Origin of the sequence: Thalassospira lucentensis MCCC 1A00383 = DSM 14000 (assembly GCF_000421265.1) — a bacterium.
Lineage (GTDB): Bacteria > Pseudomonadota > Alphaproteobacteria > Rhodospirillales > Thalassospiraceae > Thalassospira > Thalassospira lucentensis.
This window is the reverse complement of the sequence record NZ_ATWN01000005.1, coordinates 204,498-225,272: the sequence shown is the minus strand read 5'-3', so window position 1 is coordinate 225,272 and position 20,775 is coordinate 204,498. Positions and strand designations below refer to the sequence as shown.

At 52.8% G+C, this 20,775-nt stretch carries 18 protein-coding genes and 1 tRNA gene; 13 read left to right on the top strand and 6 right to left on the bottom strand.

The window, feature by feature from the left end; genetic code table 11:
• Positions 1-20 precede the first annotated feature (20 nt).
• The 3 genes from K355_RS0112200 to K355_RS0112190 all read left to right on the top strand — a co-directional run bounded on the left by K355_RS0112200 (position 21) and on the right by K355_RS0112190 (position 4,044).
• On the top strand, positions 21-1,616 hold the full coding sequence (locus K355_RS0112200) for a choice-of-anchor I family protein (protein ID WP_022732425.1): 1,596 nt from the start codon (positions 21-23) through the stop codon (positions 1,614-1,616).
• Positions 1,617-1,779: 163 nt separating this feature from the next.
• Positions 1,780-2,523, top strand: a complete 744-nt coding sequence (locus K355_RS0112195) for a response regulator (protein ID WP_028791561.1) — start codon at positions 1,780-1,782, stop codon at positions 2,521-2,523.
• Positions 2,524-2,532: 9 nt separating this feature from the next.
• Positions 2,533-4,044: a sensor histidine kinase gene (locus K355_RS0112190; RefSeq protein ID WP_022732423.1), complete on the top strand. Its 1,512-nt coding sequence runs from the start codon at positions 2,533-2,535 to the stop codon at positions 4,042-4,044.
• Positions 4,045-4,201: 157 nt separating this feature from the next.
• Here K355_RS0112190 and K355_RS0112185 read toward each other — a convergent pair whose 3' ends face one another.
• The 4 genes from K355_RS0112185 to K355_RS0112170 all read right to left on the bottom strand — a co-directional run bounded on the left by K355_RS0112185 (position 4,202) and on the right by K355_RS0112170 (position 8,467).
• Positions 4,202-5,314: an ABC transporter ATP-binding protein gene (locus K355_RS0112185; RefSeq protein ID WP_022732422.1), complete on the bottom strand. Its 1,113-nt coding sequence runs from the start codon at positions 5,312-5,314 to the stop codon at positions 4,202-4,204.
• 4 nt (positions 5,315-5,318) lie between these two features.
• The gene (locus tag K355_RS0112180) at positions 5,319-6,206 is read right to left on the bottom strand and encodes a carbohydrate ABC transporter permease (protein ID WP_022732421.1); all 888 of its coding nucleotides are present in this window, start codon (positions 6,204-6,206) and stop codon (positions 5,319-5,321) included.
• Positions 6,199-7,107 carry a carbohydrate ABC transporter permease gene (locus tag K355_RS0112175; RefSeq protein ID WP_022732420.1) on the bottom strand — a complete coding sequence of 303 codons (909 nt, stop codon included), beginning with the start codon at positions 7,105-7,107 and terminating at the stop codon, positions 6,199-6,201. Before K355_RS0112175 ends, K355_RS0112180 begins: the two co-directional genes overlap by 8 nt.
• A 97-nt stretch (positions 7,108-7,204) precedes the next feature.
• Positions 7,205-8,467, bottom strand: coding sequence for an ABC transporter substrate-binding protein (locus tag K355_RS0112170; RefSeq protein WP_022732419.1), 1,263 nt, complete (start codon positions 8,465-8,467; stop codon positions 7,205-7,207).
• Positions 8,468-8,851: 384 nt separating this feature from the next.
• Here K355_RS0112170 and K355_RS0112165 point away from each other — a divergent pair, with 384 nt between their 5' ends.
• The 7 genes from K355_RS0112165 to K355_RS0112135 all read left to right on the top strand — a co-directional run bounded on the left by K355_RS0112165 (position 8,852) and on the right by K355_RS0112135 (position 14,729).
• The gene (locus tag K355_RS0112165) at positions 8,852-9,178 is read left to right on the top strand and encodes an adenylate/guanylate cyclase domain-containing protein (protein WP_022732418.1); all 327 of its coding nucleotides are present in this window, start codon (positions 8,852-8,854) and stop codon (positions 9,176-9,178) included.
• A gap of 476 nt (positions 9,179-9,654) precedes the next feature.
• On the top strand, positions 9,655-9,819 hold the full coding sequence (locus tag K355_RS25375) for a DUF1127 domain-containing protein (protein WP_022732417.1): 165 nt from the start codon (positions 9,655-9,657) through the stop codon (positions 9,817-9,819).
• Between the two features lie 344 nt (positions 9,820-10,163).
• A complete protein-coding gene (bfr, locus tag K355_RS0112155; RefSeq protein WP_022732416.1) occupies positions 10,164-10,640 on the top strand; it encodes a bacterioferritin in 477 nt (158 codons plus the stop codon).
• Between the two features lie 20 nt (positions 10,641-10,660).
• Positions 10,661-11,152, top strand: coding sequence for a bacterioferritin (bfr, locus tag K355_RS0112150; protein WP_022732415.1), 492 nt, complete (start codon positions 10,661-10,663; stop codon positions 11,150-11,152).
• A gap of 184 nt (positions 11,153-11,336) precedes the next feature.
• Positions 11,337-13,835: a heavy metal translocating P-type ATPase gene (locus K355_RS0112145; RefSeq protein WP_022732414.1), complete on the top strand. Its 2,499-nt coding sequence runs from the start codon at positions 11,337-11,339 to the stop codon at positions 13,833-13,835.
• Positions 13,832-14,215, top strand: coding sequence for a Cu(I)-responsive transcriptional regulator (gene cueR / locus K355_RS0112140; RefSeq protein WP_022732413.1), 384 nt, complete (start codon positions 13,832-13,834; stop codon positions 14,213-14,215). Before K355_RS0112145 ends, cueR begins: the two co-directional genes overlap by 4 nt.
• 34 nt (positions 14,216-14,249) lie before the next feature.
• On the top strand, positions 14,250-14,729 hold the full coding sequence (locus K355_RS0112135) for a c-type cytochrome (protein ID WP_022732412.1): 480 nt from the start codon (positions 14,250-14,252) through the stop codon (positions 14,727-14,729).
• A gap of 99 nt (positions 14,730-14,828) precedes the next feature.
• Here the strand turns inward: K355_RS0112135 and K355_RS0112130 are convergent, their stop codons facing one another.
• A complete protein-coding gene (locus K355_RS0112130; RefSeq protein WP_022732411.1) occupies positions 14,829-15,941 on the bottom strand; it encodes a PAS domain-containing sensor histidine kinase in 1,113 nt (370 codons plus the stop codon).
• Between the two features lie 38 nt (positions 15,942-15,979).
• Positions 15,980-17,230, bottom strand: coding sequence for a D-amino acid dehydrogenase (locus K355_RS0112125; RefSeq protein ID WP_022732410.1), 1,251 nt, complete (start codon positions 17,228-17,230; stop codon positions 15,980-15,982).
• A gap of 230 nt (positions 17,231-17,460) precedes the next feature.
• On the opposite strand from K355_RS0112125, the gene K355_RS0112120 reads away from it, so the two are divergent.
• The 3 genes from K355_RS0112120 (at position 17,461) to K355_RS0112110 (ending at position 20,765) form a co-directional block, all read left to right on the top strand.
• Complete coding sequence (locus tag K355_RS0112120) at positions 17,461-18,918, top strand: bifunctional ADP-dependent NAD(P)H-hydrate dehydratase/NAD(P)H-hydrate epimerase (protein WP_022732409.1); 1,458 nt, start codon at positions 17,461-17,463, stop codon at positions 18,916-18,918.
• Between the two features lie 188 nt (positions 18,919-19,106).
• A complete protein-coding gene (locus tag K355_RS0112115; protein ID WP_022732408.1) occupies positions 19,107-20,513 on the top strand; it encodes a malonyl-CoA decarboxylase in 1,407 nt (468 codons plus the stop codon).
• Between the two features lie 167 nt (positions 20,514-20,680).
• Positions 20,681-20,765 (top strand) — tRNA-Leu (locus K355_RS0112110).
• Positions 20,766-20,775: the final 10 nt, after the last annotated feature.

Below are 20,775 nucleotides of genomic sequence, written 5' to 3'. Positions count from 1 at the left end.
CCATTTACCAAGGGGGAATTATGCGTTCTTCACTTCTGGCAACTGCCGCCGTTTCCGTACTGCTGAGCGCCTGTGCCGGGACCGCCAGTAACAGTGTCATGATGGCCGATGGGAGCACCAACGTTGGTGCACATCCATTTACGATTGTCCCGATGGGCGAATATCGGACAGGAATGCTTGACGAAAGTGCGGCTGAAATTCCGGCCTTCGACCCGGAAACAAAGCGTATTTTCGTGGTCAATGGTGCCGACAAGGCGATTGATATTCTTGACATGTCGAACCCGGATGAACTGACCAAGGTCGGTGCCATCACACTTTCGGCGTGGGGCAAGGGTGCCAACAGCGTTGCGATCATGAATGGGGTTGTCGCGGTTGCGGTTGAAAATGCCGACAAACAGGCCTCCGGACAGGCTGTGTTTTTCAATACTGATGGCGACTTCATCTCGGCTGTTACGGTCGGGGCATTACCCGACATGATCAAATTCAGCCCGGATGGTAAACATGTTTTGGTTGCCAATGAAGGGGAGCCGAACGACGCCTTTACCAACGATCCGGAAGGCAGTGTTTCGATCATTTCACTGTCAGGCGGTGTTGACGGGCTGAGCGATTCTGATGTGCGCACAGTTGATTTTACGTTCCTCAATAATGCCGACCTGCCATATGGCATGCGGACATCAAACCCCGACACCTCCAGCGTCGCGCAGGATGTTGAGCCGGAATACATAGCTGTCAGTAAAGACAGCAAAACCGCCTATGTCTCGCTTCAAGAAAACAACGCGGTTGCGATCATTGATATTGAAACAGCCAGCGTAAAACGCGTTGCCGGGCTTGGTTTCAAGGATCATTCGGTGCATGCGTTTGATGCCAGCGACAAGGATGGCAAAATCAACATCCGCACATGGCCGGTCTTGGGCATGTATATGCCAGACACCATTGATGCGATTGAGATTGGTGGCAAGACCTGGGTTCTGATCGCCAACGAGGGCGATTCACGTGATTACGACGGTTACAGCGAAGAAACGCGTGTCGGTAAGCTGACCCTTGATCCGGTTGCCTTCCCGAATGCAAGCAGCCTTCAGAAAGATGAAAATCTGGGCCGGTTGAAAACCACAACCGCACAGGGCGACACCGACGGTGATGGTGACGTCGATGTAATTTACAGCTATGGGGCGCGGTCGTTCTCGGTCCTTGATGCCGATGGCCAAATGGTCTTTGACAGTGGTGATGCGTTTGAGCAGTATTTGGCAGCAAATTACGCCAATGTATTTAACGCATCCGACACCGAAAATTACAGTCGCGACAACCGTTCTGATGACAAGGGTCCAGAACCCGAAGGCATCGCATCGGGCTATGTCAACGGCACGCCTTATGCCTTTATCGGTCTGGAACGTCAGGGTGGCTTTATGGTTTATGACCTGACAAACCCGAGCAATCCGCAATTTGTTACTTATCACAGTGATCGTCGTTTTTCGGGCAGCCCGGAACATGACACTGCTGGTGAACTCGCACCAGAGGGCTTCCAGTTCGTCGCGGCCACAGACAGCCCGACCGGCAATGCGATGCTTGTTGTGGCGTCCGAAGTATCGGGCAGCACCAAGGTTTATGACCTGAAATAATCTATCACATTCTAGGATGTGAAGGCGTTGAAACGCATTGGAGAAAGCCGGGAAACACTCGGCTTTTTCTTTTATCAGCGACAATTGGTAAAATGGTTCAAACCGTTGGCATTATCGACTAAACTCCGCCCAAGGCTCAAACGGGCCTGTCTACCATAGGGAGGTGGGGACTCTGACTACGCGACGTGAACCTCATATTCTGGTTGTCGATGACGATCAGGAAATCCAGAAGCTTTTGAAAAAATTCCTGCTGCAACATGGCTTTCGGATCACCACGGTGTCTGATGGCAATGAGATGCACAGGGCTTTACGTGACTGGAAAATCGATCTGGTGATTCTTGATATCATGTTGCCAGGTGAAGACGGCTTTGCATTGTGCCGTGACGTGCGTCGTACATCCAAGGTGCCGATTGTTATGCTGACGGCGGTGGGTGAGGATACGGACCGTATTCTTGGACTTGAACTTGGTGCGGATGACTATCTGACCAAGCCGTTCAATCCGCGCGAATTGCTGGCTCGTATTCGTGCCGTGTTCCGCCGGTTTGAAACCGGTACTGCCGGGCCGGTTGATAATGAAGTCGCGCCAACCAAACGGATCATTTTTGGCGAATGGACCCTTGATATCGGGTCACGTGAATTGCTTGATGCCGACCGTGTGGCGGTTCACCTTTCAACAGGTGAATTTTCGCTGTTGCTGGCATTGGTGAAAAACAACAAGCGTGCGCTTTCACGTGAACAACTGGTTGATATCGTGCGCGGGCAAAGCTCGCTGCCGTTTGATCGCAGTATCGATATCCAGATCAGCCGCCTGCGCCGTAAAATCGAAAAAGATGCCAAAAACCCCAAACTGATCAAGACCGTGCGCGGTATCGGTTATCAGTTCTGCGCTGATACGCAAACGCTTTAGGGGCGGCTGATGGGCGGTATGTTCGCGGAATTTAGCAACCATCTTCGCCGCTATAAACCGCGTACCCTTGGCGGGCGCATCTTTATGCTCATGATGCTGGGGGGCGTGATCATCGCCATTCTCAGCACCATGGCATCCCTATATGTCATTGAACGCAACGAGCGGATCGGGCGGGCTTATACACTGGGCTTTACCATCCGCGAATTGCTGCGTATTGCCGAAAATCCCGAATTTGAGTCCAACATCGTCGATATCGCCGCGCGCGATGGCATGGTACTGCGGATATTATCTCCCGATGATCTGGGGACGTTGCTTTTGTTCTCCCGCCCGGCACAGCACATTGCCCTTCCGGTCAGGTTGGCCAACACCGGGTGGCCGATTTCGGTAAAGGTTCATTTTCTGCGTGGACGGCTAAGTGCTGAACAGCGCGCCGTCATCGAGGCCACCGAAAATCCCAGCCTGTTTCTTGCCGAGCTGTCGCGCGAAATTGCGCGGCTTGGTCTGGAAGCCCAAGTTGAAATTATGATGCCATCAGGCAAACGGTTTCTGGTGAGCCATGATGAACTTTGGGCAAACTATTCGTCGCCGTCGCTTGTTTTCTTGATGTTTTTGATGGGGGTCGCCGCCGTTTTGGCGGTGTTTGCAGCCCTTGCTGATTTGCTGGCTGGACCGTTCAAGAACCTGACACGTGCCATCATCAATCACGGAGATGAAGTCGATAATCCGCCAGTCGAAGAACGTGGCCCGACCGAAGCCCGGTCGATGGCAGCGGCCTATAACGATTTGCGCGAGCGGATATCGCGCATGCTAGGCGACCGAACCCGGATGCTGGCGGCGATTTCGCATGACTTGCGCACACCCAGTACGCGGTTGCGCCTTCGCGCTGAATTCATTGAAAATGATGAGTTGCGCGAAACGGTCCTGCGCGACCTTGATGAAATGGACAGCCTTTTAAACGATGCGCTCGACTTTCTGGGCGACTGGATTCAGAAGGAAGAAGAACGCACCGTTGATTTCGTGTCTGTTCTTGAGGCAATCTGTGACGATTACGCCGATCTTGGTCGCCCTGTGTCCTTTGATGGCCCCCAGCCGTTGCAATTCAGTTCCGTCCATACGGTGTTTGGAGGTGGGGATGAACCACATTCCTTTGACGGCAAACGCAGCATTCGTTTGTCCTGTCGGCCCGGCACTCTAAAACGTGCCTTTACCAACCTGATTGAAAACGCCCTGAAATACGGTCATCGGGCAAAAGTCAGTCTTGAGGCAACAGCCGACACCGTTTTGGTCACCATCCGCGATGAAGGCCCGGGTATTCCCGATGAGCATCAGGATAAGGTGTTTTTACCGTTCTATCGGGTTGAAGGATCACGCGCGCGAAAGACAGGCGGCAGTGGCCTTGGACTGTCGATTGTCAAAACCGTGGTTGATGCCCATGACGGTCATATTGCGTTGCGCAACATGCCGGGCAGGGGGCTTGAGGTGATTATATCGCTGCCCCGGCGCGTTACGGTCAATCCATGATCCGTTGAACGCGGTAATAAAAAAAACGGCCCACATCGGGACCGTTTACAATCTACGTGAACCTGGCATTTGATGCATGTTCTGACGCCGCCTTCGATCTGGGCATACGCCAAAAAGAAGAATGGCGGGTGGCCCCCAGAACCACCCGCCAGTCAGATCAGATCCGCAACTCGGAATCCGGGTCAAACAGACTGATCTGAGACATGTCGGCCGAGAACGTCATGCTCTCGCCCGGTGTCGGTGCCCGGTCTGGCCGGACACGTGCGACGATTTCTTTGCCTGCAATTTCAATCACAGTCATGGTGTCGGCACCTGTCGGTTCGATCACTTCGACTTTGCTATCGAAATTGACGTACTGGCTGTCGGCAGAGTCTGAGCTGCTACGTTTGTGCGTAAGAGCCTCAGGACGGATGCCAAAGACAACCTTTTTTCCAGCATATGCGCGGTAGCTTTCCGGTGCTTCAAACAACGGAAGGCTGATCGGGCTGCCTTCGCGGTCAATATGAACCGAAAGCGTGCCGTTTTCATCGCGCAGGGTCGCATCCATGAAGTTCATCGACGGTGAGCCGATGAAGCCGGCAACAAACATGTTGTTCGGGCGCTCATAGATGTTCTGCGGGGTATCAAACTGCTGCAGGATGCCGCCCTTCATGACTGCGATCCGCGATGCCAGGGTCATGGCTTCGATCTGATCGTGCGTCACATAGACAATGGTCGATCCAAGGCGCTGATGCAGCTTCTTGATCTCGGTACGCATGTCGACGCGCAGCTTGGCATCAAGGTTCGAAAGCGGCTCATCGAACAAGAAGATGTCCGGATCGCGCACAAGTGCACGACCCATGGCAACGCGTTGACGCTGACCACCTGAAAGCTGGGCTGGTTTGCGATCCAGGAGCGGTTCGATCTGCAGAAGTTTTGCAACATCGGCAACTGCCTTGTCACGTTCCGCGTTTGAGACGCCCCGGATTTCAAGACCAAAGGTGATGTTCTTACGCACCGTCATATTTGGATAGAGTGCATAAGACTGGAACACCATGGCGATGTTACGGTCTTTGGGATGCACGTCGTTAATGACGCGATCACCAATGCGGATTTCCCCGTCCGTGGACGTTTCCAGACCTGCAATCAGGTTCAGAAGGGTCGATTTACCGCAACCTGATGGACCGACAAGGACGAGAAACTCGCCATCGTCAATCGACAGGTTGATTTCCTTGAGAACTTCAACAGGGCCAAATGCCTTGCGAACTTTATCGAGGGTGAGTGATGCCATTTGCTTATCCCTTCACCGAACCAGCGGTCAGGCCGCGGACGAAGTATTTGCCTGCCAGAACATAAACCAGCAACGTCGGAAGACCCGTCAGCAGGGCTGCGGCCATATCAACGTTGTATTGCTTTACGCCGGTAGTGGTGTTGACGATATTGTTGAGTGCGACGGTCATTGGTGCGTTTGCGCCAGAGGCGAATGAGGCACCAAACAGGAAGTCGTTCCAGATCTGGGTGAACTGCCAGATGACCGAAACCACGATGATCGGGGTCGAGATCGGCAGAATGATACGCCAGAAAATGGTGAAGAAACCCGCACCATCAATGGTGGCTGCTTTGACCAGTTCGTCGGGGATCGAAACATAGTAGTTCCGGAAGAACAGGGTGGTAAAGCACAGGCCATAAACGACGTGAACCAACACAAGGCCCGGGGTCGAACTGGCAAGACCAAGCTTGCCAAGAACCTGCGACATTGGCAGCAGAACGACCTGAAACGGAATGAAGCAGCCAAACAGCAGAAGGGCAAAGACGATGTTCGCACCCTTGAACCGGAATTTGGTCAACGCATAGCCATTGATCGCACCAAGGAAGGTCGAAATCAGAACAGCGGGAACCGCCATTTTGACCGAGTTCCAGAAATAGATTTTGATACCTGTACATTCGACGCCGACACATGCCTCGTTCCAGGCATAGTTCCAAGCATCAAATGTGATGACACGCGGAAGTGAAATCAGGGACCCTTCGCGAATTTCGTCAAGCGACTTCAATGACGTTGAAATCATGACAATCAGCGGGAAGAGGTAGTAGATCGCAAACAGGATCAAAACGAGATACAGCAACCCGCGCAGTACGACGTTTTTCCAGCCTGCGTCTTGGCTATAGGTCTGAATATCAGCCATTTTTCTTGCCTCCGCGCAGTTCGGAATACAGGTACGGCACAATGATCGCCATAACGGTTGCCAACATCATCATCGCACTGGCCGCGCCAATACCAAGCTGGTTGCGCTGGAATGCCATGGTGTACATGAAGGTTGCCGGAAGATCGGATGAATAGCCCGGGCCGCCACCGGTAAGGGCGATGACCAAATCAAAGCTTTTGACAGCCAGATGGGCCAGAACGACAATCGCGCTCAGGAAGACCGGGCGAATTGACGGAATGATAATGCCAAAATAGATGCGGGGCAGGCTGGCACCGTCCATATAGGCTGCGCGAATGATGTCTTGATCAACGCCGCGCAATGCCGCAAGGAACATTGCCATAACAAAGCCCGATGCCTGCCAGACGGCTGCGATGACAACGGTGTAAATCGCCATGTCTGAATTCACCAGCCAGTCGAACTTGAAGCTCTCCCAGCCAAGGTTATGCATCATGCTTTCAAGGCCAAGGCCCGGATTAAGTAGCCATTTCCAGACAGTACCCGTCACAATGAACGACAGGGCCATCGGATAGAGAAAGATCGTGCGAAGAGCGCCTTCGGCGCGAATACGCTGATCGAGAAGAACTGCCAAAAGGCACCCGATAAACAGGCAGGTCACAATAAACAGACCGCCAAATATAAACAGGTTTTCAATGGCAACATGCCAGCGTTCCATCTGCCACAGACGTTCGTATTGTCGCAAGCCTGCCCAATCCCAAACGGGAAGCATGCGCGACTTGGAAAACGCCATATAGCCGGTCCACAGGATAAACCCGTAAACGAAAAACAGGGACGCAGCAAAGGACGGTGCAACCACGATCTTGGAAAGATGACGTTGGATGCTGGCCGCCAGGTTGCTTTCGGTGCTTTGAGAAGCCCCCATACCCTTTGCCTCAAAAGTTAAAGTAGTGGGAAGCAGGCCCCGGAAAACCGGGGCCTGCGCGCTATTCAGACAGAAATACTGTTCTGATCAGATGAGATTAGTCTTTGGCCAATTCAACAGCTTCGACCAGACGTGAGACAGCTTCGTCAGACGTCATGTCGGAGTTGAAATGTGCTGTCACGACGTCAACGATGGCACCCGAAAGGTGACCGCGAAGCGCCATGCCATGTGCCATCGACGGCAGGAAGCCGCCAGCATCCTGAGCAGACTTGAGGTCAGCTTCGGATTTTTTTGCACAATCATCAAACTTGTCCATCGGAACGCCAAGACGTGCCGGGATCGAACCTTTGAGAAGGTTGAAGGTTTCCTGGAATTTTTCACCAACAATCAGCTCAGCAAGCAGTTTCTGACCAGCGATTTTGTCGTCGCCAGAAACGTTGAACATTGCAAAGCTGTCGGTGTTGAACAGGTAACCATTTTCTGACGGGGTCGGTGCGCAAAGGAAGTCTTTGCCCGGTACTTTACCAGCAGCAAGGAATTCGCCTTTGGCCCAGTCGCCCATAATCTGCATGGCGGCATCGCCATTCATGACCATTGCAGTTGCAAGGTTCCAGTCACGACCCGGGAAGTCGGCATCGACATACCCACGGATTTTACGCATCTGGTCAAACACCGCTTTCATGGTGTCAGAATTCAGCGCGTCGTCGTCCAAGTCAACCAGTGCTTCCTGATAGAATTCCGGACCGCCAAGGCCAAGAACGACGGTTTCAAAGATGGTTGCGTCCTGCCAAGGCTGACCACCATGGGCAACCGGCGTAATACCAGCAGCCTGCAGTTTGTCAGCAAGGGCATTGAACTCGTCCCAAGTGGTCGGAACCGAGTCTGCACCAACTTTTGCCAGAAGGGTCGGGTTTGCCCAGATCCAGTCAACGCGGTGAATGTTCACCGGAACAGCAACATAGTCGCCTTCGTATTTCATAACGTCCTGAATTGCCGGCGGAATGACATCATCCCAATTTTCGGCAGCGGCAACGTCGTTGAGATCAGCAAGTGCGCCTTCTTCGGCCCATTCCTGGATCGCCGGACCTTTGAGCTGTACAGCAGCCGGTGCATCACCCGACAGAACGCGCGAACGCAGAACAGTCATGGCTGCATCGCCAGCACCACCAGCGACCGGGCTATCGACCCATTTGCCGCCTTTGGCTTCAAAATCTTCTTTAAGAGCTGCGACAGCTTTTGCTTCGCCGCCCGAAGTCCACCAATGCAGGACTTCAGCGGTTGGTTCGGCATGAGCAAAGCTGGCAGTTGCGAGAGCTGATAACGCCACACCTGTGGCGAGGATGGTTTTGCGCAGATACATTATATGTTTCCTCCCTGGCTTTAAACCAATTACAGCGACAACATGCTGCGAGAGGCGATCTATTGCATCCACAAAACTGTAACAGGGCGTTTCCAGAATGCGAACTGAAACAAAGTGTTACAAAAATAGTATAATAGACTCTAAATATATTGCAAAGCAGCAAAAACAATTAGAACGTTTATGGGCATTAAAGCTGTGACTTGTGCGCACAAATGCGGACATTTTGAACAAGATTAATACGTTTCATGGCAGTTGGCGGGGTGAGTGAGGTGTGGAATAGCGGCCCGGTTATTGATTGGATAGCGTGTAAAGGACGGTTGATCAGCGATCCTCTTGTGTTTTTGGAACAATAAATGTTTCAGGTGAAATCTAACGGACTTCACATTGCGTGCGCACTTTGTCCGCTCGAATCTTTGCACTAGCAAGGTCGCGGTTTGGCCCTATCTTTGGGATATCGAAAAGGGGGCGGAACTTCACGAAGTTTCCCATGGCATCTCGGTGCGCATCAAATTGGCAAAAATTGATTTGAAAGATCACCACCCGATTGTTGCGGATCTGCCCGAACTTGGTTTGCCATCGCTTTCCTTTGGTGTCGGGCTTCATTACGGTGAAGTTGTCTATGGCAACGTCGGCTGGGCGTATCGTCTTGATTTCACGGTGATGGGCGTTGCGGTTAATCGCACCGCACGGTTCGAATCGCTGACCAAGTAAATTGGAATGCCGCTGCTGGTGTCAGACGTTCTGGTAGGCCTGATACCAGAGAAAACAACCTATTGCGGGGACTATGCGGTCAAAGGTATTGGCGAACCACTTAAGGTGCATGCGCTGTAAAACGCTTTGCCGTTGATACCGCCCGAGTTTGATGTTTGCCAATATCTGCGCCTCATTCTTGCTGGAACGGCTTTGAAATGCTGCGACGCAAAAGTTCCCTGACGTGTGGAATGCTTGAAAAATCAGGGAAGTAATCGTTCCATCCACGACCTGACGGCGGGGATCCTCAGTTTACTATGTTCTACCTGTGAATTTTTGGAATAGATGATGTGCATACTTAGGTGATTGAGGATCGAAAGAGTTTTGGGCATATTGCATCGCAGAAGTTGATGAGCAGAACGCGCCAACAAACATAGAAGCTCAAAACGATCAGGCTTTAGGCAGCGTTCTTTTTTAGTAACCCAAGGAGGTTCAACATGATCTTATCTAGTATTTTTGTTGCTGTTCGCCGTTGGGCCTATGCTCGCTCTGTTGCGAATGAACTTTACGGTCTTGATAAGCGCGACCTTGATGATGTCGGGATTTCCCCTTGGCAGATCCGAGACGTTGCACGTAAGGCAGCTCGCGACGCGATTGCATAACGCCAGCGATATATAGGCGCCCTTTCAATAAGGGAATGCCATGCGAAAGCCGGACATCTGTCCGGCTTTTTGTGTTTTAGCCTGTGTTTTGCAGACTACACGGGGACGTACGAGTCGGGCAGGGGAATTACACCAAATGGTCGATAGGTATCCATAAATGCGGCGAACCGATTTGCATTCTCATGTAGCAGTGTGCGAATGATTTTTACTAAACCGCAATTGAAACCGGATTTTGGGAAAAACGCCTAAATTATTGATAATGGTAATCAAAGGCGTGGTTTTCCCTTGAAACAAGGGTGTATGGTTACCAATATCTGGTCAGCCGAACCATCAGGAGAGCCACGATGAAAGGTGATCCCAAGATCATCACGTATCTTAATCGCATTTTGACCAGCCAGTTGACTGCGATTAACCAGTATTTCCTGCATGCCCGTATGCTCCGTGACTGGGGTGTCGAAGAAATGGGCGAGTATGAATACAAGCTCTCGATCCAGGAAATGAAACGCGCCGATGACACCATCGAGCGCATTCTGTTCCTCGAAGGGCTGCCCAATCTTCAGAACCTCAATAAACTCATGATTGGTGAGAATGTTGAGGAAATTGTCACCTGCGACATGAAGTTTGAATTGGCTTCCTTGCCGCTGCTACGCGAAGCAATCACGGCCTGTGAAACCGCCGAGGATTTTATCACCCGCGACCTGCTGGTTAAATTCCTTGAAGCACAGGAAGAACATCTCGATTGGCTTGAGACCGAGCAGTGGCAGCTTGAAAACATTGGAATGCAGAATTACATCCAGAGCCGTTCGGGCGACGGCGATTAATCAGATCAGGAGCTTACGCCATGAAGGGCAGTAAAAAGGTTATCGCCGCGCTAAACAAACAGCTTACCGCTGAATTGTCGGCAGCCGATCAATATAATACTCACGCAGAAATGTACGCTGATTGGGGTCTGCACGCGCTGTATGAACGCATGCATCATGAAAAGGACGAAGAGCTTGAACACGCAAAGCGTTTGATCGAGCGAATTTTGTTCCTTGAAGGTGTGCCAGACACCGCATCACGTGAGCCGATCAAGATCGGCAAAACCGTGCCCGAGATGATGAAAAATGATCTCGAACACGAGTATCATGTGATCAATCTTCTCAAAAAGGCGATCAAGGTTGCCGAAGCAGAAGACGATTTCCAGACCCGGAACATGCTGACCGTGCTGCTTGATGATAGCGAGGAAGACCATGCATATTGGATCGAACAGCAAATTCGCCTGATCGACATGATGGGTCTGCCAAACTACATCCAGTTCAAAGCCGCGGGTGAGCCAACCCCGCAAGGATAAGGCTTGATACATTAATATCTAAAGGGCCCCGGTGCAGTGTTGCATTTCGGGGCCTTTTTGTTTGTGCCGACTTTGCTTTGGCATTTGGTTTGCGGTTGTTTGATTTTCCTGCTTGACCTTCCAGTTGCTGGAAGGTCTATCGTCGCCTATATCAGACATGAAACCACGTTAAGGATTCAGGAAAATGAGTAGCCGGACAAAAGCAAAAGACGCCGCGATCAACGATCCTGCGTCAGACGCGAAAACACCACAAAGCCCAAGCGCCAACAGCCGCGACGTGAACCTTGAAATCACCGGTATGAGTTGTGCCGGATGTGCCGGACGGGTGGAAAAGTCGGTTGGTGGACTTGAGGGGGTCACAAGCGTTGATGTCAATCTTGCCCTCAATACCGCACATGTCGCATTTGATGGCGACAAAGTGGATGTGCGGCGCATTGCGCAGGCGGTCGCGGATGCCGGTTATTCCGTCGCCGAAGAAACCTGGTCCTATGACATTGATGGCATGACCTGTGCCAACTGTGCCGGTCGTGTGGAAAAGGCATTGGCCGCATTGCCCGGTGTGACAGAGGCCACTGTGAACTTTGCTCTTGAGCAGGCCAGCATCACCGCACTTCCCGGTCAGATGAATGATGAAATCGCTATCCGTTCGGTCGAAGATGCCGGGTATCATGCGACATCACGGAATAAATCATCTGCAAACGACAACAATGATAGCGAAACCGCGGCGCGGTCAGCCAAACCGGTTGACCGGTCGTTGCTGTTGCTGGGCGCGTCGGTTGTTCTGACTGCACCGCTGGTGCTTCAGATGGTCTGGATGTATCTCGGCGTTGAATATCATTTGCCTGCGTGGGTTGAGCTTGCCTTGGCAACACCGGTTCAGTTCCTGATCGGGTGGCGGTTTTATCGCGGGGCGTTTGCCGCATTACGCCATCGCAGTGCGAATATGGACGTCCTCGTCGCATTGGGCACGTCGTCGGCTTATTTCCTGAGCCTGTACAACATGATTGTCGCCCAGAGTGGCCAATCACATCTGTATTTTGAGGCGTCTGCCGCCATCATCACCCTGATCCTTGGCGGTAAGATCATGGAAGACCGTGCCAAACGCGGGGCATCTGCCGCCATTCGCGAATTGATGGCATTGCGTCCGCGCCGTGCCCGTAAAATCGTCGATGGCAAGGATATTGATGTTGCCATCGACGAACTGAAGGTTGGCGATATCGTGCGGGTGTTGCCCGGTGAACGTTTGCCTGTTGATGGCATTGTTGACGCGGGCGAAAGCGAACTTGATGAAAGCCTTATCACCGGTGAAACACGCCCGGTTGCGCGCGTGGCCGGGGATGAGGTTGTCGGTGGGGCCGTCAATGGTACCGGGCGGATTGATATCATGGTCAGTGCTGTTGGCGACGACACCACGTTGTCGCGCATCATTCGCTTGGTAGAAAAGGCACAAACCGGCAAAGCACCCGTTCAAAAACTGGTGGATAGGGTTTCTGCTGTCTTTGTGCCCGTCGTCATCGTTATTGCGCTTGTGACGCTGGCTGGTTGGTTGTTCGCCGGTTTCGGGGTGGAAGCATCTATCGTTGCCGCTGTGTCAGTGCTGGTGATTGCGTGCCCCTGTGCACTTGGTCTGGCAACACCAACGGCGCTGGTTGCCGGTACAGGCAGTGCGGCGCGTGCGGGTATTCTGATCCGCAATTTTGATGCGCTTGAACAGGCACATAACATTGATACCGTCATCTTTGATAAAACCGGCACCCTGACCGAAGGCAGCCCGGGCGTACGCGATGTCAAACCTGTTGACGGTGTTGATCAAAATGACCTTTTGCGTTTTGCCGCCGCGGTTCAGGCGGCCAGCGAACATCCATTGGCCCGTGCTGTGGTGTCGATTGCTCGTGATCAGGGGATGGATATCCCAGATGTGATCGAGTTCCGGGGCAAAACCGGTGCTGGCGTGATGGCAACGGTCGAAGGCAAATCAGTTGTCATCGGAACGGACACCATGTTGCGCGATCAATCAGTTTCCATGCCGGATGCCGATGTCATTTCGGCTGATATTGCGCAACATGAGGCGCGTGGGCGAACTGTCATCCTGATCGCGATTGATGGCAAATATGCCGGTTTTATAACCCTTGAAGACCGCATTCGCGAAAGTGCCAAACAGACGATTGCCGACCTTAAGGCGAGAGGGATTAACAGCATCATGCTGTCAGGTGACAGTCAGGAAGTTGCAAGCTATGTCGCCGAACAACTTGGTCTTGAACGCGGTGAAGGGCGCATTCGTCCGCAGGACAAGGCGCTGGCGGTTGAAAAACTGCGTAAAGAAGGCCGCCATGTCGCCATGGTTGGCGACGGGATCAATGATGCACCAGCATTGGCCGCAGCGGATGTCGGTATTGCTATGGGTGGGGGAACCGATGTTGCCATGGAAACGGCAGGCATTACCCTGATGCGTTCCGATCCAGCATTGGTGGCCGACGCCATTGATATTTCAATCGCAACCCGTCGCAAAATTGCCCAGAACCTGTTTTGGGCCTTTGCCTATAACGTCATCGGTGTGCCTCTGGCGGCCTTTGGTGTGCTGAGCCCGGCGATTGCCGGGGCGGCGATGGCACTTAGTTCCGTATCGGTTGTCAGTAACTCTGTGATGCTGCGACGCTGGAAAGCGCGGGGGGCAGAGAAATGAATATTTCCGACGCAGCAAGTGCTTGTGGATTGCCCGCCAAAACCATCCGGTATTACGAAGATATCGGTCTGGTGACGCCGGGACGTCTTGCCAATGGTTATCGCGATTATGGTGAGGATGATTTGCACAAGTTGCGCTTTTTACAGCGTGCACGCGGGCTTGGGTTCTCGGTTGAGGATTGCCGCGTGTTGTTGTCGCTGTATGAAGACCGCAACCGCGCGTCGTCGGATGTCAAAAACATCGCAAAAACCCATCTGGCGGAAATCGAACGCAAGATTGCTGAGTTGCAAAGCCTGCAAAAGACATTGTCTCATCTGGTGCATGCCTGTCATGGGGATGATCGCCCGCATTGCCCCATCATCAATGATCTCGCCAGTTAAAAACGCGCGATAAAAAACAAAGAGAGAGTTCACAGTGAAAGATAAAGGCGTTTTCGTCGTCGGTGGGGTGGTTGGTGCCGCCATTGTTTATGGCATCATCACTTTCTTCGGACCGGGGGCTGGTGGGGATCAATCCATTGAACTTCGCCCGGATGATTTGAAGTTGGTCGCACTTGGCAAGAAAGTCTATGACGCCAATTGTGCGTCCTGCCACGGTCGGCAATTCGAAGGACAGGACAACTGGCGCGAACGTGATGCGAATGGATTGCTACCTGCACCACCTCATGATGAAACCGGCCACACGTGGCATCATCCTGATGCGGTGCTGTTTGCTCTAACCAAATATGGGCCATCGGTCATGGCCGGGGAAGATTATCAGTCGGCGATGCCCGGTTTTGAGGATGTCCTGACGGATGAGGAAATTCTCGCCAGCCTTTCTTACGTCAAAAGCCGTTGGCCCGCCGAAATCAGAAAGCGCCACGATCAAATAAACCTTTCGGCCAAGCAGCAATAAGCCAGACCAGAGGCCAACAGACAGCAAAGCCCGCATCAGAAGCCAAAGTGCTCCGTTGCGGGCTTTACGTATTTTGGATTTGTCTATGTCGGGCGGTGATCAGAGACGGGGCAGGGTAATGCCCACAGTCGTTCCCTTGCCAAGCGCACTTTCGATGCTCATGCGGCCACCGTGCAGTTCGACCAGAAGCTTTGCCAGGGGCAGGCCAAGGCCGGTTCCTGTGCTTTCCTTAACTCCGGAAGGATGAAGCTGTGCAAACCGCGCAAAGGCGCGCGGGATGTCATTCGGGCTCATGCCGACACCAGTATCTGCGATGGAAATCGTGATGTCCTTGTCGGTCTGGGCAAGTTCAACGGTGATGACACCGCCATCGGGGGTAAATTTTGCCGCGTTGCTCAGGATGTTGATCAATATTTGCTTGATCTTGAGCTTGTCACAGCGCATCGGGACTGGTGTTTCGGCAATATTGAAGTGCAGGCTGTGCTGGTGGCGGGAAATATCTTCACGTGCAAGCTTTGTGGCTTCTTTGATGACGCAGACAAGGTCTTCGTCGTTTAACTGCAACGTCATGGACCCTGCCGACAGCTTGGAAACATCAAGAACGTTATTGACCAGTTCCAGCAGGTGCTTGCCGGCCTCAAAAACATCGCGACCACAATCACGATATCCGTCGGTAATATCGCCAAGAACGCCTTCGGCAATCAGCTCGGAATTGCCGATAATTGCATTCAGCGGTGTGCGCAACTCATGGCCCATATTGGCGATAAAGTCGGATTTTGACGCATTGGCATCGGACTGATTGCGATTTTGTTCCATCAGGCTGCGTTCGGCCTGTTTTTGACGATCATTTTCAAGAAGTGTCATCAAGACAGCCGTGCGGGTCTCATTGTTCTGGAAGTATTCCAGCGGCGCAATCGACAGGTCACAGACATGGCTGTCGTTATTTGCGCTGACCAGCACAATGTCACCGCGCCAGGACCGCCCGGATGCGAAAACATCTTCAATGTCGTTCAGAAGGCCCTTGGACAGGAAGCCGGCGGTGGTGCCCAGCATGCGTTCCTTGGAAACACCAATCATCCGTGCAATGGCTTCGTTACATTGCAGGACCTTGCCGTTGCGGTCACAAATGATCGCGGCATACGGAAGGGCGTTAAGAACGACCTGATCTGCCAATGGTACGGTATGCGTGCCAATCGGTGTATTGCTGGTCATGTCGTCCCCTGATCCCATCATTCGTCAGTAACGCCCGTTCAAAAACGTTCGATACCTAACCCCGTTAGTGGAATGTCTGGGCGTTTGCGGCTTATCAGGTCGGCGATTGCCTTGCCTGATCCACAACTCATTGTCCAACCCAACGTTCCATGCCCCGTATTTAGAAATAGATTACCATATTTTGTGCCCCCAAGAATAGGGGCAGAATCCGGCGTAACCGGGCGCAGGCCTGACCAAAACTCAATTTTGGACCGATCGCCGGAATTCGGGAATAATTCGAATGCTTTATCAACAATCAACTGTTTGCGACGTTCGGACATTCGCAGGGAATATCCATCCAGTTCGGCTGTTCCCGCCACGCGAAGCCGGTTGCCAAGGCGCGCATAAACCATTTTCACACTGTCATCAATCAGTGCGGTTTGCGGAGCACCATCATGCCCGGTGGTGTCGATGCTGATTGAGTAGCCCTTACAGGGATATATCGGAAGATGGATACCAAGGGGGTTGGTCAAAAACGGGCTGTAACTGCCCAAGCAGACGGCAAAGGCATCGCCGGAAATCTTCCCTTGATCGGTGCGCACAGACGTAATGCGCCGCTGATCATGGTCAAGGCCCGTGATCGTGGTGCCAAATTTGAAAATTGCGCCACGTTCGATACATTTTTCTGCCAGAAGGCTGGTGAATTTCTGCGCGTCCCCGCTTTCATCGTCGGGGGTAAAGCTGCCGCCGATGATGCGGGCCTTGCTGTGATGCAAGGTTGGTTCAATTTCGTAACATTCATCTGCACTGACCACACGCCGGTTCAGGCCAAAGTCGCGCATTTGCGCGGTGGCTGTCTCAACCGCGGTTAATTCATGGTCATCACGACATATGTGAAGGATGCCCTGTTGGCGGTGATCATAGTCAAGGCCGGTATCCTTGCGCAGTTGCCTTAGGCAGTCACGGCTGTAGACGGCAACCCGCAACGCCTTTTCAAGGTTCTCTTTTGCCCGTGCATCGGTGCAATTGCGCAGGAAACGAAGCCCCCAGGCAAACAGCTTTGGGTCAAAGCGCATTCGAAACAAAAGGGGTGCTTCTTCGCGGCCCAGCCATTTCAGGATTTGTTTGGGAGTGCTTGAATTGGCCCAAGGTGTTGCATGACAGGCCGAAATTTGCCCGCCATTGGCAAAGCTGGTTTCCTGTGCGCTGGCATGTTGGCGGTCAATGACAGTAACCTGATGGCCATTTTCCAAAAGATACCAGGCCGCCGTCGTCCCAATGACGCCAGCGCCCAAAACGACAACATGCATGCCGGAAAAGCCTCGTTGTGAATTCTCGCGTATGCGGGCCGATCAGACCAAAACACCAATGCAAATGATCGTAACTGTCTTAACTGTCTGACTCGCGAAATCGTTTGCAATATACTGAGCCGAAAAACAAATGGCTACCGATGTCTGTTGCTGATTTACAGTCGGAGCTTAGGTTGACTGCGCCAAGGATGTTGATAGGGAATGTTGGTAGGGAATTTTGAGGGTGAAAAATGTTTGAAATTCTAACAACCGACCAGATGTATGACGCCGACCGAAAGACGATTGACGGTGGCATTCCCGGTGACGTCCTGATGGAAAATGCCGGGCGGACGGTGTTTGAGGAAATCATACGCCATTGGTCGCCCAGATCAGTTTCGGTTCTCTGTGGTCCGGGCAATAACGGTGGTGATGGGTTTGTCATTGCCAGATTGCTGCGTGACGAAGGCTGGTCTGTGCGTCTTGGGTTGCTGGGTGAGATCGAACACCTTGGCGGTGATGCAGCCTTTCATGCCCAAAAGTGGGACGGGGCAACCGAACGCTTGTCACCGGCATTGGTGGTTGGTGCGGATCTGATTGTTGATTGTATTTTTGGCGCGGGGCTGGCGCGTGACATTACTGGCGACGTTGCCGACCTTGTTGCATCGGTCAATGACAGCATGTCGGTGGTGGTTTCGGTCGATGTGCCAAGCGGTGTTGACGGAAACACCGGGTGCATTATGGGGTGTGCGATCAAGGCGGATCTGACGGTGACATTCTGTCGGGCCAAGCCGGGGCACTATTTGTTGCCGGGACGGCAGCTGTGCGGTGAACTGGTCATCCGTGATATTGGCATTTCCGATCAGATAGTGTCGGAAATCCGTCCGACATGCTGGCGCAATGATCCGGTGTTGTGGCGGGCTGGTATTCGCTGGCCGGGGCTTGATGGTCATAAATATCATCGTGGCCATTTGCTGGCTTTTGGCGGGACCATGATGACGGGTGCGACACGGCTTGTCGCGCGCGCGGCACGGCGTTCGGGTGTTGGGTTGTTGACCATTGTTTCCGATGCGTCTGTATTGCCGGTCTATGCCGCCGATGCCCCGGGCACTATGACGGCATCCATTTCCGGGCTTGAAGCCCTCTTGAACGACTGTCGGCATAATGCTTTTGTTGTTGGGCCGGGCTATGGGGTTGGTGACAGTACGCGCAGTCTGGTGTTGCAGCTTTTGCATCTTTGCCGGTCAACCGTTTTGGATGCGGACGCGCTGACCAGTTTTTCCGACGATCCATCCACATTATGTTTTGCCGTGCAGGGGCCAACGGTTCTGACGCCGCATGAAGGCGAATTTACACGCCTGTTTCCCGATATTGACGGCGATAAGCTGGCCCGTGCGCGTGCAGCGGCCAAGCGCAGTGGTGCCACGGTCCTGATAAAAGGGGCGGACACCGTTATTGCGGCCCCGGATGGACGTGCCGCCATCAGTGCGGTTGACGCCCCATGGTTGGCAACAGCCGGGTCGGGGGATGTTTTGGCCGGGGTGATTACCGGGCTTATGGCGCAAGGCATGGAGATGTTTGATGCGGCCTGCATGGGTGTTTGGTTGCATGGGCGCAGTGGCACAGATATTGGGCCGGGTTTGATTGCCGAGGACATCTCCGATCATTTGCCGGTGATCTTGCGCGAATTGTGGCTGGCATCGCGCAAATAGCTTTTACTTAGCCTTTGCGTGGTCATTTCGATGACATCTTTGTTGCGATGCTGGACGCAGAACAAAACAACCCCGATATATCAAGACATCAAGTATGACTAAGCGATGCGTATCTTGTGCCGTCATGCCTGATTTTGAAATTGTCGGCGCAGTACAATATTTCTCCCAACAGAGCGTTGGAGGCCATCATGTCGCAAACATTTCTAGACAGAACACTTGATAATTTGCGTGGTGCGTGGCGTGAACTGCGCGACAGTTCGGTCGTACGCAGTTTGGGACGTGACGAAAACCAGAGCCGTCAGGAACACTGGCGACGGCAGATTGCTGATTGTCTTGCCGGGCGCGGCGGGGCGGTGTCGGCACGGGGGCGGGCGGCCGCCCTTGGTCATGATTTCTTGCGTCTTGATGACGATGGCAAGCGGGCGTTCTTGCACTTGCTGGTCAATGAATTTGGGATCGATCGCGACCGGGTTGCGGCCATCATGACAGATTGGGATATGGCCGATGATCTGGCGGAAAGGGCGTTGCTCGAATCTGAACTGCGCGATGCGCTTGTGCCACCGTTTCGATCAATTCTTAAGGAATTCAATTCATTACCGCAAGGTGTGAAGTTTCTGGTTGATCTTCGCGGTGATCTTTTGCGCTGGCGCAAAGAAGCCCCCGGACTGGCAATGTTGGAACGTGATCTCAAGACCTTGCTGGCGGCGTGGTTTGATATCGGGTTTCTTGAACTCGAACGGATTACGTGGAATTCACCCGCGTCGCTATTGGAAAAACTGATTGCCTACGAAGCCGTTCATGCCATTCAAAGCTGGGATGATTTGAAACGTCGGCTTGCACCCGACCGGCGTTGCTTTGCCTTTTTCCATCCGGGAATGCCAGATGAGCCTTTGATCTTTGTCGAGGTTGCCTTGGTCAACGGAATTGCCGGAAACATCGACAAGCTTATTCAAGCCGACGATGATGATGAAGGTCATGATGGCGATAATGCGGGATCAGTCGAGAGGGCTGATACAGCAATTTTCTATTCCATTTCGAATGCGCAGGCCGGTTTGGCCGGGATCAGCTTTGGTGATTTCCTGATCAAGCGGGTGGTGAGCCAACTACAACGCGATTTGCCGCATCTAAAACAGTTTTGTACCTTATCCCCCATACCGGGGCTGCGGACCTGGATGGATCGTCAGCTTGATGCCATGGCAAAGGGGGCGGAAACCGGCTTGCCCAAGGTCATCGAAGCGGCATTAAACGATTGTGATGAATTGATGGGGCCAAAACCACCCGCACAAAGCCCCGATGCGGTGGGGGAACGCACCAAAACCAATATCGAGTTTTTGACTGCATGGTATCTTCTGAATGCCAAACGACCAGAAACCGGGTCGGCATTTGATCCAGTCGCACATTTCCATCTCAGCAATGGCGCACGCATCGAGCGTTTAAACTGGAACGGTAACGGTAAGCTGGACGGCTGGGCGCAGTCATTTGGCATGATGGTCAATTATCTTTATCACCTGCCGATGATCGAAAAAAATCATGAAAACTATGTCGGGCAGGGGGAAATCGCTGTTTCAAGCAGTGTGAAGCGCCTTTTGCGTTAGTTTCATGACATAACGAAGCCAGCAGAACCGCAAGGTTTTGGGTTGTTGAGGCCGTTTAATTGGAGCCAGAACGCAAATGTCGAAAGGCGATGCTTGCATGAGGTCAGCGAAGTTTGTATTAAGGCGCACTCATGCCGGTTCGTCCGGCGTGTTTGGTATGCTTGTGTGCGGGCGTGGCGGAATTGGTAGACGCGCCAGGTTTAGGTCCTGGTGAAGCAATTCGTGGGGGTTCGAGTCCCTTCGCCCGTACCACTCTGCAGAC

What these genes read in the sequence shown, in the direction of transcription:
- K355_RS0112180 (WP_022732421.1), bottom strand. Translation starts at nt 6,206, where the DNA reads ATGGCTGATATTCAGACCTATAGCCAAGACGCAGGCTGGAAAAACGTC.
- K355_RS0112190 (WP_022732423.1), top strand. Translation starts at nt 2,533, where the DNA reads ATGGGCGGTATGTTCGCGGAATTTAGCAACCATCTTCGCCGCTATAAA.
- K355_RS0112130 (WP_022732411.1), bottom strand. Translation starts at nt 15,941, where the DNA reads ATGACCAGCAATACACCGATTGGCACGCATACCGTACCATTGGCAGAT.
- K355_RS0112120 (WP_022732409.1), top strand. Translation starts at nt 17,461, where the DNA reads ATGTTTGAAATTCTAACAACCGACCAGATGTATGACGCCGACCGAAAG.
- bfr (WP_022732415.1), top strand. Translation starts at nt 10,661, where the DNA reads ATGAAGGGCAGTAAAAAGGTTATCGCCGCGCTAAACAAACAGCTTACC.
- K355_RS0112145 (WP_022732414.1), top strand. Translation starts at nt 11,337, where the DNA reads ATGAGTAGCCGGACAAAAGCAAAAGACGCCGCGATCAACGATCCTGCG.
- cueR (WP_022732413.1), top strand. Translation starts at nt 13,832, where the DNA reads ATGAATATTTCCGACGCAGCAAGTGCTTGTGGATTGCCCGCCAAAACC.
- K355_RS0112115 (WP_022732408.1), top strand. Translation starts at nt 19,107, where the DNA reads ATGTCGCAAACATTTCTAGACAGAACACTTGATAATTTGCGTGGTGCG.
- K355_RS0112200 (WP_022732425.1), top strand. Translation starts at nt 21, where the DNA reads ATGCGTTCTTCACTTCTGGCAACTGCCGCCGTTTCCGTACTGCTGAGC.
- bfr (WP_022732416.1), top strand. Translation starts at nt 10,164, where the DNA reads ATGAAAGGTGATCCCAAGATCATCACGTATCTTAATCGCATTTTGACC.
- K355_RS0112185 (WP_022732422.1), bottom strand. Translation starts at nt 5,314, where the DNA reads ATGGCATCACTCACCCTCGATAAAGTTCGCAAGGCATTTGGCCCTGTT.
- K355_RS0112175 (WP_022732420.1), bottom strand. Translation starts at nt 7,107, where the DNA reads ATGGGGGCTTCTCAAAGCACCGAAAGCAACCTGGCGGCCAGCATCCAA.
- K355_RS25375 (WP_022732417.1), top strand. Translation starts at nt 9,655, where the DNA reads ATGATCTTATCTAGTATTTTTGTTGCTGTTCGCCGTTGGGCCTATGCT.
- K355_RS0112170 (WP_022732419.1), bottom strand. Translation starts at nt 8,467, where the DNA reads ATGTATCTGCGCAAAACCATCCTCGCCACAGGTGTGGCGTTATCAGCT.
- K355_RS0112125 (WP_022732410.1), bottom strand. Translation starts at nt 17,230, where the DNA reads ATGCATGTTGTCGTTTTGGGCGCTGGCGTCATTGGGACGACGGCGGCC.